Genomic DNA, 18349 nt, shown 5'->3' with positions numbered 1-18349 from the left:
TATTCAACTGATAACGGTGCGAGCGGCGAGAGCCCGGCGAAACAGATCAGAGATTCGAACGCGTTTCGTGGGTTTCGGCGAAACTGATGCGGCACTCGATAGGATAAGCAAGCTGCCAATACGCGATGAAGGCAAACATGAATATAACTGCCGCCATCGATAGCGTCGACCGCCCATCGAACAGGATCGCTACCAACCCACTGGACACTGCACCGGCCATCACCTGTGTGCTTCCGACGACGGCGCTGACGGCTCCTGCGATATCGGGCAGTGACCGTAAGGTGGCGTTCAATATGTTCGGCATGGTCATGCCAAAGGCGAGCGCTACAGTCATCAAGAGTACTGCGATCAGCGCCGGGGGCGTACACCCGGTCAGTGTTAGTGCGAGTAGCGTCGAGGAGGCTGCGACGAGCAGTGAGAGACCTATCGTCAGAACCTGCCGCGACGGAACGCCGTAGAAGCCGAAATAGCCATCGAGAAGGGCTCCGCTCATCACGGCTACCGAACAAGCGCTGAGGATCAGACCGTACTGGCCTGCCGTCGACCTCACGATGCCGATGAAGAACAGCGAGCATCCAGTGACATAGGCAAATACCTCGGCGCCACCAGCGGCGCCGACCAGGATGTACGCAAGCGAAAGGCGATGGGTCAGAACGCGAAGAAAGGATCGGACTCCGGCGGCCGGAGCCGGGTGTTTCGTCGGATCGAGCCTCACGCTCTCGGCAAGTCCATAAAACACAGCTAACAGCAGCGCGGTGCCGATCCCAGCTTGAATCGCGTAAATCAACCGCCAACTTCCGATCGACAGCAGCGCGGCCCCCGCGGTCGGCGAGATGATGGTCACAACATTGGTTGAGACTATGACGCTCCCGATCTTTGCGCGAGCGACTGCCTCATCGAAGAGGTCGCGAATAATGGCAAAAGTCATCGCAGCGCTGGCGGCACCGACGCCTTGGGTGAATCGATAAATCAGGAGTTCAAGTAAGGACCGCGCAATCGTGCAGGCTAAACTCGCGGCAATGAACAGTGCGAGGCCGAATACGATGACTGGCTTTCGGCCAAGCCGGTCGGAGATGGGACCATAGAGGAGGGGTGCGACGGCAAGACTAAACATGAAAGCGCTCATTGTCAGGCCGACATCAGAGGCGCTCCTACTGAGCGAGGCGCCGGTCGCCGCGAGCGCCGGCAGATTGATGTCGATGCCCGAATACGGCACGGCCGCGAGAAGGCCGGGCAGCAGGGTGAAGGCAAAAGATGTTTGCCGGATTTGCATGATGCCTACCTTCGAAAGGTTTCTTGCGATTCTGACGAGAGAGCAAGGTGCGAAGGAGAGGGTGACTTTCCTTTCGCAACTGATGGTGGTTCGGTTTACTGGCTGGCGATCTGGCGGGTGCGGCTGTCCGCTACTGCGCGAGCCCGGGGCTTGCGTTCTTTGCCGGCGACAACCTGATTGATGATTCGCAGGATCTCCGATCGGGTGTCTATCCTCGCGAACTCGCGCGCCAATTCAGCGGCGCGGAGGCCATAGCTGGGCCGATCTAGCACTGTGCGCACCGCCTTGCGCAACGCTTCCGGTGTTGGCTCATTGGTCGCGAGGTCGATTCCGACGCCTGACCACGCGACGCGCGCGTTGACGTCAGCCTTGTCCTCCGTCAGCCCCGCGGTAACCAGCGGAATGCCGAAGCTCATTGCCTCATTGACGGTGCCATAGCCTCCATTGGTCAAAAGTACGTTGACCCGCGGCAGCAGCCACTCGAACGGCAAGAAGCTCGCGACGCGGGCGTTGGACGGAATGCGACCCGGGATCGCTTCGATCGGGCGGCCACCGGCCGTAGCGACCACCAGCACGTCGGGCTCATTGGCCAGGGCCGCGAGCGTCGGAGCAACAAGCAAACCGAAATTGTGATTTGCGACGGTGCCTTGCGTCACCAGCACGACTTTGCGCGACCCATCGAGTTCATCGGCCCAGGGAGGCAGCGGGACCTGGCCGGGGATAATTGGAGGCGTACCGACGAAATGCACTGATGAAGGCATCTCGCGTGGAAACTCAAAGCTTGGTATCGACAATTGCAGAGAGGCATCTGCGAACTTGACGATAGTTTCGAACAGCGGAGTTGCTATCCTGCTTGCACCTAGAATTGTCAGCAGGTGATTCGCGCGATCAATCACCGGCCGATCGACCGCTACCTCAAATTCTCGGGCGATAACGCCGTACTTCGCGCGCTGCTCCGCGGTCGTTGCTGGCGGCAGACCGAGAAAGTTCGGTGCCCCGTCTTCCCTTGGCCAGTGGAGAACGGATGTGCCGCAGAGAACAATCGGCTTCCGTTGCCTTCGTAATTGCAGCAACATCGGCAATGCGCCGAGGAACATGTCGTTGCCGACGATGACGTCGGCCGGAAACGATCGCAGGGACTGCTGCAGGCCATGGTGTTGCGCCGGGATCGCGTCGACGAAGACGTGCTCAAAGGCAGCCCGAATCCATCCAAGTCCGGGCGTGGCATTTTTGAGTCCTGGGACTACCGAGGAAATGTCTCCCGGATCGAAATCTGCGCTCGGTGGCAAGGCAAAGAATGCGGCTCCGCTACTTTCGATCCGCTCGCGAAAAGCGCTGCCCGTCAGGAAGGCAACCTCGTGACCATCGCCGATAAGGATGCGCGCAATCGCCAGCAGTGGATTGAGATGCCCGGTCGCCGGTGTCGAAGGGATTAGAATTTTCATGCAGGGAGTCCTCTGGTTTGGCGATAGGAGCAACCGTCTCTGGGAGAGGGGCCGCTAGGCAAACAGAGGGACGTTATCGAGATCGACGTTACGCGTTGATTTCCGCGGAGCACAATATGATTGCAGTCGCAACGCGTGGTGACGTCACCGTGGCGAGACGGCGGCCTTCGCTCAATGCCGGGTTCGACACTCGGAGTGCGTCTATACCGTACTTTGGACTAGCGCGGCCGCGATCTCTCTCGGAATGATAGGCCAGCTCACGACGCTAGAAATTCCGGCAGTCATCAGTTTGTCAGAACTCAATCCGATGACGGCTAAGGAGGCTAGCACGATCGGAAGTCGCGGGACGGACGCGTGCAAGACTGTCGCAAATTCAAGTGAGCGTGCGGTCGACTCAAAGTGGCCCACCACGGCCATATCGAATCGGTTCGAGTCGGCACGACAGGCTGCCAGCGCCGCGTCCGGATTGGTAAATCCTATGGGTTCATAGCCAAGTGCAGCGAGCATTTCCTCGTCGCACCGAACGCGCTCGCGATCCGAGGCTACGAGGATCACGGTTTTGGGAACCGTGACGTCGTGGGAGGCCGACATCGACGGGGCTTCCGGCAACCAGATCTCGAAGCGGCTTCCCTTGTTCGGCTCGCTCTGCACGTGCACTGCCCCGCCGTGATCAGAAATGATCTCACGGGCGGTCGCCAATCCGAGGGAATTGGTGGACGATCTGCTAGCGAAGAAGGGTTGAAAAATTCGTCCCTGCGTCGCCTCATCCATGCCATCTCCGGTGTCGGTCACGGTGATGCAGACGTACTGACCTGGTCTGAGCTCATCATGGCTGAGCGCAAGAGTATCTGGAACATCGCGTAGTTCGGCCGCAATCTCGATGCGTCCGCCGTCACGTATGGCATGTACGGCGTTATCAAAAAGGTCGATAATGACCTGCTGTAACGAAGCATTCTCACCCAACACGATAGTCGCAACTGGTGCTTCACGGATGATGAATTCGATGTTTTCTGGTAGCGAGGCACCAAGCAGCGATGCGGTCTCAGCGATCAGGGCGCTGACCTTTAATGGCTGGCGATGCACGCCGTGCCCAGACGCGAAGGCTACCATCTGGTCCACAAGGTCCCGTGCGCACTCCGCGCCCCGGCGGATTGCAGCTAAACTGCACATGGACCGGTTGTCCAGTTCCGCACGCTCTTCCATCATCTCGGAATGGCCGAGAATGCCCCCCAATATGTTGTTAAAACTGTGCGCTAAGCCGTTCGCGAAGATACCGAGCTTTTCCATGCGCCGTGCCTTCTGCAGACGTTCCTCAAGGCGCGCGCGCGCCGTTTCGGTCTCGTGTCGCTCGACGGCCCTGGCGATGCAATCGAGCGCCGTCTGAAGGAGCGAAAGCTCTTCATGCGTTCTGATCATGCAGTTGTTTCCGACCGCATCAAAGCCGAGCACGAGGCGAGTTTCATCTTTGCCGCTAATCCTCGCACAGGCCCATCCTCCGAGGCCCCACTCAAGGCATCGAGTCCTTCTTTCTCCGACCGGCATTCGACCGACATGGGGAACATGAATCGCACCATCGGCGAACGTTTTTACCTGTGTCGCCAGTTCGACGGCCGCAACGGGCCAGCCGGGAGGAGGCGGCAAGCTCGACCTGTGCCAAAGATGGAGCCGCGGCGTTGAACCGGACATTACGAAATAGGCGCGATCTGATCCGATGCAGGCCGCCAGATCAGCCACGGCGCGATCAATCTCCTTGTCGATGTTCTCCAACCGCGCGCCGATAAAGCGCATGGATATATCGGTGATCACATGTGCAAGCTTTGCGCTGCGCTGTAGCGCGATCGCGCGTGACCTCAGGCGGATACTGAGGTGGACCAGGAACACCACGACGATCAACAAGGTGACGCAGAGGATCTTGCCGTCCATCTGGATATCCCCTCGCGATGTAACCAGGTGTGTTGCGAGCTTTGCGGAGGTGCATCCTGCTCCTGCTTTTGAGGCAGCTCCCGCATAACACTCAATGTGCTATCCGCTGGGGCGGTAATCGTTCGCAGGAGCGCGATACCTCGACATACTCCTTGCGCCATCCAGTTCACCTTTTGGTCAAGTTGATCTAGGCGATGCCCGATCTCGAAGACGGAGGCCGACGCTGTATCCTGGCGTCAACTACAAAATTGCGACCGCGCCGCTTATCGCCAAATTCATGGCCGGCGGATCGCGAATGCGATCGGAACCGCGCGAAGAAGCCTGCTCGGAGCGTTGCGATTGAGCTCGACGAAAACGCATCCGAATAGCCCAGCCTTGCAATCAAACGTACACAGCAGCAAGGATGCCTGTAATAGGGCGGGGCGTGACGAGAATTCTGATAGCTCGAACCGCTTTATGGCGCAGCCTCGCGCGGGGTCGAACAAGCGCCGGCCACATACGTTGATCGAGCTTCGCGTTGGGTGACAGCGCCAGGTTGAGCTTCCATCGGCACGACGGGGTCACCCAGTCTGATGTTGTGCGAAATAAGGTGCAGGGTGGGTCGTTGCCGCTTCACAGGAAGACCGGTTGGCGCGGAGGGGTTTGCGTCTTCGTCATGCATTGCTGGAGGTATTCCGTGCATCGCCTGGGCATAAGCGGCGCATCCAGCAAGCATTTCTGCGACCAGCCACGCCGCGATTGCCAACAGGCTCTCGCCGAGAGCTCCGATACAGCGTGCCGCGGTCGAGAACGTCGGTCTGTACTTAACTGGGAGCGATCGGATGATCGCTCGTGCGTCAGACTCCTCATCGGAATGAATGCGGAGATGATAGGACGGAGCTCCATTGGTTCGTCGCGGCCGCTCTGTTCGCGATCGCGGGTTAACGTAGGACAAGAGCTTTGCGACTGCCATTGGTGCGTCTCCCTTGGGGTCAAGTTCGGGGGAGACCATCTCGCGCGCATGCTTCTGAATTTTTCCAATGACGGAGATTAAGGCTACAATTGTCATGGGAACCTGCGCCTTACCGCGGCGGCAAGGATCGGTCCATGTCATTGGCACGAAACGTCGGCGGTTCCGGCGGTGCCGAAGTCACACCAACTCGACGGGTAGCGAGAAGACATATCCCACGCCCCGCTCGGTGCGGATGATGGACGGCATGCCGGGATCAAGTTCGAGCTTACGTCGTAACCGCAGCACTTGCACATCGATGCTGCGATCGAAGACATCTTCGTGAATGCGCGTGGCCTGCAACAGGTGCTCGCGCGACAGTGGCCGCAGCGGCGCTTGGAGAAAAGCGGTCAGAAGGGCGTACTCGCCTTTGGTCAAGGCGATTGGCTCGCCGCCGGAGTTCGTCAAGAGCCGGGTTCGACGATCGAGCTGCCAGTCACCGAATCGGTAGCGGCCTTTTTCCATATCGCGCGGTGAATTGGTCTGGCCGGCTTCGCGGCGCCTCAGCACCGCGCGGATACGGGCCAGCAGCTCCCGCAAGCCAAACGGCTTGGTGATATAGTCGTCCGCGCCCAGTTCGAGCCCGACCACGCGATCAATCTCGTCGCGGCGCTGGCCCGTCGTGATGATGATGGGAACGTTGGATTGAGCGCGTATCTCGCGAAGCAGATCGAGCCCGTCGTCATGACCAAGCCGCAAGTCGAGCACCACCAGATCCGGCTGACTACGTGCCATCAATCCACTGACCTCGTCACGACGGCTGGTGGACACCGCGCGGATGTCGTGATCCTCGAGATAGCTCGTTACTAGATGCCGCATGGTGCTGTCGTCTTCCACGACCAGGCATGTCGGCGATTTGCGGCCTGCCGCGTTACTCGTTGCCGATGGTTCAGCCGACACGAACGGCTGATCGTCTTCTTGATTGTCCATTGATGCAGTAGCGCGCAGTGGCTCACCCTCTATACTTTGTCGTCACCGAATCTCTCCGGCCCTCCACGACGCGCTAGCGGTATATGGGACCTCATCCGGTATCGCAGCACACGTTTCGGAGAGCGGTGTCCTTATTTCAACGTCCTTTCGAGTGCATATGAGGCGAACTAGGGGCGCGCTCAAATATGTTCGATCAGATTGCATCTGTAACGCAATAATCCGAAATTGAAATCAATCGGTAGCGAATGGTGCCCAGACTCCGAGTGATGGCTTCACTGCGAACGGAGAAACGATGCTTGATCCAAAAGGGAAGGCATGGAGAGCGCCGACCAAAAAGGAGATGCCGCGGATCGTCGTGCTAACGGCACTGGAGAGCGAACTTGACGCCGCAAGCGCTGTCGGTGACGTTAAGGTCGTTTACGCGGGTGTTGGAAAAATTAACGCCGCGATCGCCACTACGACAGAGATATTGGCCGAGAAGCCAAGTCTCCTCGTAAACTACGGAACCTGTGGCAAGATCACGAAAGAATTGCGCGGTTTGGTCGAAGTATCTCATGTGCTTCAGCGAGACATGATGGCAATGCCGTTAGCGCCACGTGGCACAACGCCATTTGGCCATGCTGAGCCAATCTTGGCCTCTGGTCATGGCTCCGCTGTATGCGGGACGGGTGACAGTTTCGTCACCTCAGTCGATTCCTGGCTCATTTCGAACAACGTCGATGTGGTTGACATGGAATTGTTCGCCATAGCCCACGTATGTCGGCGATTTGACGTTGCCTGGCGCGCGTTCAAATACGTAACTGATGGCGCTGATGAATCAGCCTCAGAGCAATGGACGAGCAATTGTGCAAAGGGGTCTGATTTATTCTGGCGCCGACTGAAAAGCATTCTTGATGAGTATTCCTGATACAAACAAGGAACCGCAAGTTTGCGGCGCTTTCCCGAAATGCTGACGACGGAGCCGTGGAAGAACCGAGCGTTGCTGCGGCCCACGGCTCACTAGCCCTGATTCTGGATGTTCGCGATCGGAGTTGAATATCAAGATCTCTGTTGTCGATGGGCTGGATTGGACTGTTAGCATTGAATATTCTCACCCGCAGCACGAATCGCGGATCTCTAACGTTCGGTTGCGATCGGTAAGTTGATTCTTACGCAAGTGCCCTGATGCGGCGCGCTGTGGACTTCAATGTGTCCGCGCGCTTGATCAACAAAATGGCGTACCATCGGAAGCCCGAGCCCCGTTCCAACACCATTTGGCTTCGTCGTAAAAAACGGTTCGAATACCTTCGCTATGACGTCGGATGAAATGCCGTCGCCAGAATCCGTGACGCATAGCGTAACATAGCGGTAGCCATTGTCGCCTTCGGATGAGCAAGTCGTGCTCGTCTCGATTGTGATAGTGCCGCCCTTGGGCATGGCGTCCCGGCTATTTATTACGAGGTTGATGATCGCGCATTCGAGCAGGTGGGGGTCGCATCGGACTGCAGTTGTTGAAGCCGACATAATCAAGCGCAGGTCGACGCGGTCTCCGGCGGCGCAGTGCAGCAGATCGTTCATTGAAAGGAGAACGTCGTTGAGCTGAAACACATTGCCCGCTTGAACGTCCGTGTTACGCCCAATGTTCATAAGATGATGCGCCAGTTTACTGGCGCTGACCAACGACCGCTCTGCAACTTCTATGAGAGAATCTAAGTCAGACGTGCAGCCGGCCGCGACACGCGCACGCATTAGACTGAGGGCGCTCGCCATGTTCTGCAGTCTGTTATTAAAGTCGTGAGCAACCCCGCTTGCGAGTTCTTCCATCAAATGCATGCTGTTGTCTCCTCGGATATTCTCATGGAAACTCCCGCAACTCGCGTCTTCCGTTTCGAAGTCATTGTTACCCTGCAGCGCACCAGTGGCTCCTCGCAACGTCCCCAAGCTGGGGTGCGTCTTGTAAAAGTCGGTGCGCGCCGCTTAGTCCATGCTGCGGTAATAGGTAGATGACCGAGGTGGTAGCGCTTCTCGATTTTCGATCAGACGGCAGCGAACGAGCAGAGACTAAAGCCATGGCATATTCGTAGCTAATCTCACGGAGGTCTCGGTTACCCTTCGCGCGCGGTGAGCGACCGGAACGCAAGTCTTTCGGTCAGTATCTCACTGGCGGCGAAACCAAGCGAGTGCGCTTGGACGGAAGCGCACCGGAACATCGGACGCTTGCGATGAAGTGTGAAATTCCCTTTGGACATGCATTTGATAGACGGGATACCTCCTTCAAACGGGACATCTCTTTCAAACGGGACATCTCTTTCAAATGTGTCGTGGGCGCCGTCGTCCGGCACCTTCGCGATTGGCCCTCGTGCTGTCTCTTTGGATTGGCGTCAATAGGGGGCGTTAGGCGGTGAAGCGATCGTTGGAAGTGGTTTGTCGACTGGGTGCGTGTGTGGGTCATGCGGACGCTCTCGTCACATCCGAAACCGTTGCGTTCGGTCCGGCCCGGTCGGTGACTTCGAATGACCAGTCGCGAAGGCGCGCGACCTTGACGAAAGCGTCAAGCGCCGGCGAGTAGCGGCGCCCCTGCACGGCCAGTAACCGCACCTCCCGCGAAACCGGCGAGCCTTCGAGCGGTATGGTCTTGAGCGCTGGAAGGCGAGGCATGTGCTCGGGCGCGAGGATCACGCCAAAGCCGGCGGCGGCCATGTGCTGAAGGTGCAGGTCGTGACCGCTGCAATGGCCAAGTTGGGGCGGTTCCTCAGGGAAATAGGACTGCCGGATCTTCACGGCTACGTCACAGTCGGCGCGTTCCAGCAAGATGGTCTCACGGAGGTCGTCGATGCCGATCGAAGGACGGTTTGCCAGTCGATGTGTCGGCGCAAGGACCGCGACGTAGCGCTCCTCGAACAGCGACCAACCGTCGATACGATCGGGCACGTCCTGCACGTCCCCGACCATTGCCGCGCTGATCTCCCCCTCAAGCAAGAGGTCGACGAGCTTGTCAGTCGCGACCTCGCGCAGCTCGACGTGGAGGCCGGGAACGAACTTCGCAATCTCCGCGATCGGATCGACGACAAGCGAGGCCGAAATAGACGGGGCGAGGCCGATCTTCAGTGGCGCGACGTCCTTGCGCTGGAACTCCTGGGCTCGGCGACGCACGGCCTCTGCCGAGGCCAGCGTCCGCTCCAGCATCGGAAGGACTTCCTTTCCTAGATCGGTGAGCTGCGTCAGCTGACGCTCGCGGTAAATCAACTGGCCGCCGAGTTCCTGCTCGAGCTTCTGCACCCCCTTGGTTAGGGCGGGCTGCGTGACATTGCACTGCTCGGCCGCGCGGGTGAAGTTGAGCGTCGATGCGACGGCGAGGAAATAGCGAACTTGATAAAGCTGCATACGGGTCGATATCACTCCAATACGACGTGACGGGGTATGCCTCAACGATGAAGCGTAGATGTAACCTGCATGCAAACGTTTGAATGGTCCGGCTCTATTGTTTGGACGCACGGACACGCTTTCTAGAGCCTTTGCGAGCGTCATCACTGACTCGTTCTATGCCATTTGTGTCTGACGCAGGCGAGGGGCGCTTGGTCGTTCTGCAACTGTGTTGGCCGCGCAGTGAAGAATGGCGCGGCTTTCCTATCAGCCGGGAGGCAGTTCGCCGAAGCAATCCCTTGCGATTGTCTAGTTTATGGCATTGCGCGGCGCTCTACTTCTTAACGCGGCGCTATCTAAGATGTGACTTTGCGTCGATGACGGTTGATTTGTACTCAGTTGGCGAAACGACGATCTTTCGAAGAAATCGCAACGTCGACAATTGAGGTGCCAATGTCAGACATCTTGAAGAAGATTGAAGCTTATAAGCGCGAGGAGATCGCCGCCGCCAAGCGAGCGTGTCCTCTTTCCGAAGTCGAAGCATGCGCGAAGACGGCGCGACCGCCACGCAATTTCGTCAGCGCGGTCCGTGATAAGCATGCGGCCGGGGAGTATGCGCTGATCGCCGAGATCAAAAAGGCCTCTCCGTCAAAGGGACTCATTCGCGCCGATTTCGATCCGCCGGCGCTCGCAAAGGCCTACCAGGCCGGTGGCGCGGCGTGCCTGTCGGTGCTGACCGATACGCCCTCGTTCCAAGGACGCCTCGACTTTATGGTCGCGGCGCGCGCGGCAACTGATTTGCCAGTGTTGCGAAAGGATTTCATTTTCGACCCATATCAAGTTGTTGAATCGCGCGCACATGGCGCCGACTGCATCTTGATCATCATGGCCGCGCTCAATGACAGTGCCGCGAAGGAAATCGAGGACACCGCGTTGGCGCTCGGCATGGACGTCTTGATCGAAATCCACGACCGCGCCGAACTTGATCGCGCGCTGAAACTCCGCTCGCCGATGATCGGCGTCAACAACCGCAATCTCCGCACTTTCGACACCACGCTCGACACCAGCGAGGCGCTGGCGCCGCTGATACCGAAAGAACGACTGATGGTCGGCGAAAGCGGCATCTTCACGCCGGATGACTTGGCTAGGCTGGAACGGGTCGGCATGTCGACGTTCTTGGTCGGCGAGAGTTTGATGCGGCAGCCCGATGTGGCGGCAGCAGCGCGCTCGCTTCTCACGCGGCACAGGGTTAGCGCCGGCGCCGGTCGGGGTTCGGAGCGATCGGCAGGAACGGTATAGCGAGCTGGATCGCACGAGTAGCCTTGGCACGGTTGGCCTCAGTTTGATAGCAGCTTGCACGGAGAGATGCAGAGCGGCAGTAGTTTAAGCTCCGCGCGGTCGATGTCCTTGCATATCCAGGCTTCGACGAGCTTGCGGATATCGTAAACGCCCTGCCATGACAAACACCGGCCCGATACATTCAACGGCCAATGTACGGCACTGCTAGAGATCGTTGCCGTTCGGATGATCATCCGTTTTTTCGAGCTGGCAGCTTTCCTCGCCAGCAGGTGCCGCACAATCACCGCCGTAGCTGAGTTATGGGAAATTGTAATCCTGATGTGACAGCGAACGGCCACCATGCACTGAAAGCGTTAGGTAGGTTCAGTCAGAAATCGCCGATATCGACCATCCGGACCGCAGCGCAACACGGGAGACTGTTTGATGCAAGATTACGTTTTGGGGCATTCGAAGCGGGAGCTTCGCCGGTTGATGCTGCAGGCAGACAACCTGCGCCCGATCACGACGCGGCTACTTCGCGAGATCGGGTTGGCTCCAGGCATGCGAGTCGTCGACCTCGGTTGCGGAGCAGGGGATGTGGCCATGCTCGCAGCTGAAATTGTCGGAGCGTGCGGAGCCGTCGTCGCGATCGATCGTAATGCCGCTGCGATCGCAATGGCGCGTGACCGGGCGCGCGCCGCTGGTCATGCAAATATCGAGTTCGTGGAAGGCGATGCCTCCGAAATGATTGGTCCTGGAAACTTCGACTTGGCTATCGGTCGCTATGTCTTGGTGCACCAGAGCGACCCGGTGGCACTGATCCGCGCAGCGGTCACTCATCTGCGGCCGGGGGGCGTAGTTGCCTTCCATGAGGTGTTCCTTCTCGGGACGTGGTGGTCCTTTCCCATGGTGCCGTTGTGGGAGAATACCGGCGACCTCATCTCTAAGACGTTTCGCTCGGTTGTCACGTACCCGGATGCCGGTGCTCGTATGGTGGAGTTGTTCCACAAAGCAGGGGTTAGATCGCCGCGCTTGTTTTCGGAGACCCCGGTGGGAGGCAGCCCTGATTCGCCTCTTTACGCATGGGCGGCAGAGACCTTGCGCACGCTGTTGCCGAGAGCTGAGGAAATAGGCCTTGCCGCACCCGGCGAGATCGATATCGACAGACTTGAGATCCACCTGCGTCAAGCGGTGACCGGAGCCCATGCTCAGATCGGCTTTGCTCATCAGCATTGCGGCTGGTCGCGCGTCTGACGGCGCCTGTCCATTGATGGACTAGTTGTGCGAGACCTCCGCGATCGATGCGCTTTCGGTACGCCCCGTATGGTCGGTTGATCTCGCTGATAAGACCTGGTCCGCAACTCGCCTCGGCATACGAACGATGCCGAGCGGACGCGGAAGCATTCTCCGCAGCTATGAAAACCATATTCGCCGCGCATTGGACGATTTCGTTGCGGACTGCGACAATTGGGCAGTTGAGACGCAGATTTCATCGAGCAACGCTGAGGTGCCCGGAACGAACTATGGCGGGCGGAAACGCCGGCCTGCCGGAGCACTGGACTTTAAGCCAGGATCAAGGCTTCTCACTCGTTGAGGTCCGCGGGCGTGGCATTCAAGTGTTGAGACCGCGCATGACATCATTCGGCCCGGAAGGCCGCTCCGACGTCACTTGCCTCCTCGTCGACGACGATCATGATTTGCGCAACTTGATGACGAACTATCTGGGAGAATATGGCGTCCGCGTGGTCTGCGCCTCTCGGCCGCGCGAAGTGGCGCCGTTGCTTGTAAGAATTCAACCCGATCTGATCTTGCTTGATTTGCAGCTCGGGCAAGAATGTGGCCTCGATCTCCTTCGCGAACTTCGCGCTCTATCCAGTATACCCATCATTATCATTACTGGACGCCTCCGGGACGAAGCCGATCGAGTCGTTGGGCTAGAGCTAGGAGCTGATGACTACATCAACAAGCCGTTTAGCTTGAGGGAATTGCTGGCTCGTATCCGCGCTGTCTTGAGAGGCCGTGAGGCTGGATTGACCAAGCGGCGGAGCCGAAATGAAGCGGGCCACCTTTGCTTCGGCGGATGGAGGCTCGAACGGCGGACACGCCGTCTCACCAATCCGCGCGGTGACCCGGTCGCCCTCACCAAGGGCGAATATGCGCTGTTGCGGGCATTTCTTGAGGCGCCGCAAAGGCCCCTTTCACGCGAATATCTGCTGCAGGCTACACGTGTCCACGACCACGCATTTGTCCGCAGCATCGACATGCAAGTCATGCGCTTGCGCCGAAAGCTCGGGGACGCGGAGCACGGCCGCTCCATCATTCGCGCCGAACGCGGTGTCGGCTACGTCTTCACTCTTTCCGTGGAGGCTTCATGATACTGGAGGTCAGCCCTTGCCGGCGCAAATTTCACGAAAAAGGCCTGGATGAACTTCTTCCTAAATTGCGGGAGCTGAAAATGAGTTCGATACCATGGCCTCCGACCTCATCGGTTATACCCGCCATGCCCGCCCGAAGAGATTTGAACGGAGAGATCTTGGCCTGCGCGTCATTCATCAACTGAATGAACGGTTCGCGGCCTAGACGCTCGCGCTCGAAGGAGACCGCGACAAAATTCAGTGACGCGAGCCTATCGGTCAGCGGTCGCGGATTTTGTACACTTCATGACTGCCTGAATGCTGCGCGCCAACTCTGTAAGGCGAAAAGGCTTGCGGATGATCGGAAATTCATCCACGGCATTATGCCGTTGCAACGCATCTCTCGCGTATCCCGATGTGAGCAGTATCTTGATGCCATGCCGCAGTCGCCGCGCGTCGCGTGCAAGCTCAACTCCGCTCATGCCGTTTGGCATCACGATATCTGTAAGCAATAATTCAAACTCCTGGTCGCTTTGCAACATTCGAAGCGCTTCCGCTCCGCTACGGGCGCAAGAAACCTGATACCCGCGCATGGTCAGCATTTCCGACGTGACCTCGAGAATATCCTTGTTGTCGTCGACCAACAGGATGCGTTCCGAGCCGGACGTTATCAATTGAGCCGGTTTGACGTCTTCCTCGACTTCAGCTTTCTGCGCTGCTTTAGGCAAATACAACGAAATCGTGGTTCCCTCTCCAGGCGCGCTTTCAATCGCGACATGTCCTCCGGATTGTCGGACAAAGCCATAGACCATGCTGAGACCAAGCCCGGTTCCCTTGCCAACCTCCTTGGTCGTGAAAAACGGTTCAAACACCCGATCCTGGACTTCCGGAGGTATGCCGCACCCTGTGTCGGTTACGGATAGCCTGACGTAGGGTCCGGCCACGCACCCCGTCAGGGCACCTTCTTCTACAACGATGTTTCGGGTCTCAATCTGGAGCGCGCCGCCATCGGGCATGGCATCGCGTGCGTTCAGCACCAAGTTGAGCAGAGCGGTTTCTAGCAGCGATGGATCAACATAGCATAGCCACAATTGATCATCGGTCCTAAGCTTGACTTCGTATCCCGCTCCGACCGCCTGACGAACGAGATCTTGAAACTCTGAAATGCGCTGGCTGGCATTGAACACCTTTGGATTCAGTGTTTGGCGCCTTGAAAACGCCAAGAGCTGTGCTGTCAGTTTTGTCCCACGGTCAATCGCACGCTGCGCGGCAGCGGCGTACTTGCGGACCTTGCGGACATCCGTAGCCGTCTCGACGAGTTCGAGATTCCCGGAAACGACCGTGAGCAGATTGTTGAAATCGTGCGCGACACCGCCAGTAAGCTGACCGACGGACTCCATCTTCTGGCTCTGGTGGAGCTGTTCCTCCATCTGGTGTCGAGCCTCCAATGCATGCTTGTGCTCGGTGATGTCGCGGAGAAAAATCGCGAAGCCTTGGCTTGAAGGGAACGCATTGATTGCGTACCAGATATTTCGACGTGGGCAGTACACTTCGACGAATGCCGGCTGTTGCTCTGAAGTCTTCTCTTCGATTTGTTGCAAGACTTCAATTTGGCGATCGTCTTGAAACGCCTCGAACAGTGTCTTGCCGATGATATCATGGCCCTCGGCGATCGACGCCCAGGCCGGCCCGTTAAGGTACTGAATGCACCAGTCCCGATCGACGATGAGCACGCTGTCATTCGTGCTTTCAAAGATGGTCGTGATCCGAGCGGCGGCTTCTTCGGCCGCATCCTTCGCTTTGGACAATTCCCTCTCGCGGCACTCTAACGCATCAGCCATAGTGTTGAACGCGTCGGCAACTAGCGCGATTTCCCCATCTGCGCCAATGTCCACACGTCGGGAAAACTCGCCCCGTCGCCATTGGTTTGCGGCATCCACCAACCGTCCAAGCGGTCGGTGGATAAACTGTCGGGCGCCTAATGATGCGAGCGCCAACACCAGCGTAGTGCTCAATAGGATGAGAAGGATATCTCGCAGCGTCTCACGTTGGATCTCGGTGAAAGCCTGCGCCTTATCGAGACCGAAGCTGATCACGAATCCGCCAGACTCGTCCTCGAGGACGGCGCGGCTTTGAATTCGCTCAATACCATCGACGTCGGCAATATCGACCGCGTCGCGGCCCTCCATCATCAGATGCTTGAACCCGGGCATCTTCATTCCGACAAACCGGTCGTTATCGGGATAGCGAGCGAGGTAGGTGCCGTTGCGGTCTGTGACGGCGAGCGCGGACCCTGTCGAAGCCTTTCGAGCGACGTAGTCGCCAAGCCAGTCCAGACCGAGACTCGCAATGATGACGCCGCCCATACTCCGGTTGTCGTCGTAGAACGGCAGTGCAAACTGTATAACGTTTCGGTCGGACGATAGGCCTATCGAAAACTCACCGACCGTAAAAGCGCCGGTTGCGAGTGCGCGGGTGAAGTATGAGCGCTTGGCAACGGCAACCTGCTTGCCGTCAGTGTGACAAAAGCTAAGCCCGTTCAAGTCGGTTACGATAATGGTAATGAATGCCGGAAACCGCTGCTTTATCGCGCTGAGATAAGCAATGCATCGCGAACTATCCCTCGACTTGATTGATGGGAGTTCCGACAGCGCGATCAAGACCTGGCGAATTCCCTGGACGATTTGTTGCTGGTCCGCGGCCGCAAGCTTGGCGAGGCTAAGCGCATGGTCCTGCACGTCGAACTGGCGCGCACGCCGTCGATCGAATTCGTTGTATCCCTGTATCGCGATCGCCGGCAAAAGTGCAACTGCCACCAGCACGAACAGTCTTGACAGAAGAGTCACTTCCGATCTGGCCCCAACCCGAGGAATCTCGTTTGGACAGAGGCGATTGCTGTGCCGCTTAAGGGAGCAGCAGTCGGTGACCACCCTCCATGCGCGAGGCTCCCGAACTCAGACGGGTTGGGCCGACAGCTCCAAAAGGCGCGCGCCGCGCGCGCATAAGTCGCCTGCACAATTTCGCTGCTTATTCTGAGGTCGTAGCCGACGCGTTGTATGAGCTGGTACTCCCCGGAAGAGCTGGAAAGGCTGAGACCATCTCAGTCTTCATCTCATGCCAATTCGTCCTGGGCACGCTAGTGTCGAATTGCGCGACAGTATGAGGCGACAAGCGGTCACAGCATGGTTTCAACGCGGATGAAGCGCGTTACAATTGTGATAGTTTCGCTGGCTTACAGTCGCTATAGCGATTTGTCGGCTCACCGATGGAGCTCCAGGCAAGGGATTCGCCTGAGGGGCATTGGTCAAATCGGTCAAGCATATCGTCGAAGCCTTTGGGTCGACGCTGGCACTAGCCACTGGTAGCGGGATTAATGAGCCGCGCTAACGCGCGGTCTGTCGCGACGAACGTCGATCAACGATCCCAATTCATCAATGTCACGCATCGTTTCGATCGAGTGAACCGACGCCACTAATCTAAACACCTTATGCCGCGACCGCCTGGCTATCGTTTCGATAGCTGGAGGTGATTGGACGGTCTGCGCTTCGCGACATATGTCCAAGCGAAGAAGCATGATCAAAGAGAAATGCTCGCGAAGCTTGAGGGACTCGTCACATCAACCGGTCTATGCGGCCGACGCTACTTCGAAGACCACCAGGACAGCCAGCTAGGCGATCTGACGTCCGAGCATGAGATTAAGGAGAAGCTGCTATGAACCACGCAATGTCGCCAGCCCTCAGCTTTGGTGTCTTTGATCATTTGGATCACGCAGGCGGCAACCTTCGCCAGCAGTATAACGACCGACTAGAAATCGCTTCAGCTTGCGATGAGGCTGGCTTTCGCTCCTATCACGTCGCCGAACATCATGGCACGCCACACGGCCTGGCCGCTTCACCCAACCTGTTCTTGTCCGCCGTGGCGCAACGTACAAGCAGGCTGAGGGTCGGGCCATTGGTCATGTTGTTGAATCTGTATCATCCGTTGCGTGCATTTGAAGAGATCTGCATGCTGGATCAGCTGAGTGGGGGCAGACTCGACCTTGGTATCGGCCGCGGCGGCGTCCCGCTCGAACTGTCGTTTTTTGGCGTTGCGATCGCTGAGGCGCAAGATCGCTACAACGAGGCAGTCGAAATCGTTATCAAAGCGATGAAAGCGGACGCCCTTACGTATAGCGGCCGTCATTTCAGCATCCCTGACGTGCCGATCACGCTCTCACCGATCCAAAAGCCGCATCCGCCGCTATGGTATGGGACGACGAAGCCGGAAACGGCTCGATGGGCGGCCCAGAATTCGATCAACATCGCGTGCGTCGGAACGAGCAGCGCAATTCGGTCAATCACGGATGAGTACCGCGCGCATTGGATAGCGCGACCAACGCAGAAGATGCCATTGCTCGGCATGGTTCGCATTGTCGTGATAGCCGAGTCGGACGTTGAGGCAAATGCTCTTGCAGCTCCCGCCTACGCGCAATGGTTCGAGACATTTACCTTCCTTTCGCGAACTCGCAATTTGCCCCTACCGCCGAATCTGCCGAAGTCCTTTGAAGAGGCACAGGAGGAGGGGTTCTGCTTGGTCGGATCGCCATCCACCGTGCGAGAGGCGCTCGAGGAGCAAGCCGTTGAGGCGGGGGCTACGTACTTGATGTGCCAACTCGCGTTCGGAAATTTGCCGCTTGCGGCATCGCTCCAAACGATCGCGGCTTTGCGATCGACCATCATTCCCGATTTCTTGCGGCATCCGTCAGACGCGCAAGGGGAGGGTCATTGAAGGCGATGGCCCGCGCCGCAGGTAATGCATTAGGACATTGGCTCATTGA

The 18349-nt window shown here is 58.0% G+C and carries 12 protein-coding genes; 5 read left to right on the top strand and 7 right to left on the bottom strand.

The features are described 5' to 3' along the window. Positions 1 to 46: 46 nt before the first annotated feature. From ACVMDN_RS33865 to ACVMDN_RS33850, 4 genes are all read right to left on the bottom strand, one after another. Positions 47 to 1273, bottom strand: a complete 1227-nt coding sequence (locus ACVMDN_RS33865) for an MFS transporter (RefSeq protein WP_076828082.1) — start codon at positions 1271 to 1273, stop codon at positions 47 to 49. A 95-nt stretch (positions 1274 to 1368) separates the two neighbouring features. Further along, positions 1369 to 2718: a glycosyltransferase gene (locus tag ACVMDN_RS33860; RefSeq protein WP_310885528.1), complete on the bottom strand. Its 1350-nt coding sequence runs from the start codon at positions 2716 to 2718 to the stop codon at positions 1369 to 1371. A 201-nt stretch (positions 2719 to 2919) separates the two neighbouring features. Then, on the bottom strand, positions 2920 to 4641 hold the full coding sequence (locus tag ACVMDN_RS33855) for an ATP-binding protein (protein ID WP_076828086.1): 1722 nt from the start codon (positions 4639 to 4641) through the stop codon (positions 2920 to 2922). Positions 4642 to 5770: 1129 nt separating this feature from the next. Beyond that, a complete protein-coding gene (locus tag ACVMDN_RS33850; protein WP_083715022.1) occupies positions 5771 to 6559 on the bottom strand; it encodes a response regulator in 789 nt (262 codons plus the stop codon). Between the two features lie 292 nt (positions 6560 to 6851). On the opposite strand from ACVMDN_RS33850, the gene ACVMDN_RS33845 reads away from it, so the two are divergent. Then, the gene (locus ACVMDN_RS33845) at positions 6852 to 7466 is read left to right on the top strand and encodes a phosphorylase family protein (RefSeq protein ID WP_244558822.1); all 615 of its coding nucleotides are present in this window, start codon (positions 6852 to 6854) and stop codon (positions 7464 to 7466) included. A 209-nt stretch (positions 7467 to 7675) separates the two neighbouring features. Here ACVMDN_RS33845 and ACVMDN_RS33840 read toward each other — a convergent pair whose 3' ends face one another. Then, a complete protein-coding gene (locus ACVMDN_RS33840) occupies positions 7676 to 8371 on the bottom strand; it encodes a sensor histidine kinase (protein ID WP_076828087.1) in 696 nt (231 codons plus the stop codon). A 615-nt stretch (positions 8372 to 8986) separates the two neighbouring features. Then, positions 8987 to 9922 carry a LysR family transcriptional regulator gene (locus ACVMDN_RS33835; protein WP_057015977.1) on the bottom strand — a complete coding sequence of 312 codons (936 nt, stop codon included), beginning with the start codon at positions 9920 to 9922 and terminating at the stop codon, positions 8987 to 8989. A 432-nt stretch (positions 9923 to 10354) separates the two neighbouring features. Between ACVMDN_RS33835 and trpC the strand changes: the two genes are divergently transcribed. The 3 genes from trpC to ACVMDN_RS33820 all read left to right on the top strand — a co-directional run bounded on the left by trpC (position 10355) and on the right by ACVMDN_RS33820 (position 13554). Beyond that, entirely contained in the window at positions 10355 to 11200 is an 846-nt protein-coding gene (trpC, locus tag ACVMDN_RS33830; protein WP_076824847.1) for an indole-3-glycerol phosphate synthase TrpC, read from the top strand. Between the two features lie 423 nt (positions 11201 to 11623). Further along, the gene (locus ACVMDN_RS33825) at positions 11624 to 12433 is read left to right on the top strand and encodes a class I SAM-dependent methyltransferase (protein ID WP_076824849.1); all 810 of its coding nucleotides are present in this window, start codon (positions 11624 to 11626) and stop codon (positions 12431 to 12433) included. Between the two features lie 377 nt (positions 12434 to 12810). Then, complete coding sequence (locus ACVMDN_RS33820) at positions 12811 to 13554, top strand: response regulator (protein WP_057015984.1); 744 nt, start codon at positions 12811 to 12813, stop codon at positions 13552 to 13554. A 251-nt stretch (positions 13555 to 13805) separates the two neighbouring features. Here ACVMDN_RS33820 and ACVMDN_RS33815 read toward each other — a convergent pair whose 3' ends face one another. Continuing rightward, positions 13806 to 16355, bottom strand: a complete 2550-nt coding sequence (locus ACVMDN_RS33815) for an ATP-binding protein (protein ID WP_310885530.1) — start codon at positions 16353 to 16355, stop codon at positions 13806 to 13808. A gap of 889 nt (positions 16356 to 17244) precedes the next feature. Here ACVMDN_RS33815 and ACVMDN_RS33810 point away from each other — a divergent pair. Further along, complete coding sequence (locus ACVMDN_RS33810) at positions 17245 to 18300, top strand: LLM class flavin-dependent oxidoreductase (RefSeq protein WP_076824853.1); 1056 nt, start codon at positions 17245 to 17247, stop codon at positions 18298 to 18300. The last annotated feature ends 49 nt before the right edge of the window (positions 18301 to 18349 follow it).

The sequence above is a fragment of the Bradyrhizobium sp. USDA 4510 genome, from assembly GCF_054059095.1.
The sequence above is the reverse complement of the archived record's forward strand: the minus strand, read 5'-3'. Positions and strand labels throughout refer to the sequence as shown.